Origin of the sequence: Rhizobium sp. LjRoot30 (genome assembly GCF_964253915.1) — a bacterium.
Taxonomy (GTDB): domain Bacteria; phylum Pseudomonadota; class Alphaproteobacteria; order Rhizobiales; family Rhizobiaceae; genus Metarhizobium.
In genome coordinates this window covers 1-279 of the sequence record NZ_CAXUSG020000059.1, presented here as the reverse complement: position 1 = coordinate 279, position 279 = coordinate 1, and the positions used below count along the sequence as shown (strand labels likewise).

Sequence of the window (279 nt, the reverse complement as noted above, 5' to 3'; positions counted from 1 at the left end):
GACGGCACTTTGCCCAAGCCGATTAAGATCGGCACGCTCTCCCGGTTTGTTCACTCCGAAGTCATGGCCTGCATCGAGCAGGCTAAGGCCCAGCGTGCAGCGTAACGGGGGCAGCCATGACAGAAAAGCGAAACCCGGCGGGGCATAGCCACCACCGGGTTCTGAATATCAAAGCTGTTGGCACGGTGCTTGATAACCAGAACCCTACCGAAACCCTCCTCGAAAATCAATCCGAAACCCTGGCGGCGCGTCATCTGGCGCAGCGCTTCGGCATCGGCT

At 59.1% G+C, this 279-nt stretch carries 1 protein-coding gene; it reads left to right on the top strand.

From position 1 onward, the window contains the following. Positions 1-105: helix-turn-helix transcriptional regulator (locus ACSQ3I_RS28145; RefSeq protein WP_436004487.1), on the top strand; the 105-nt coding region annotated here is incomplete at its 5' end. Positions 106-279 lie beyond the last annotated feature (174 nt).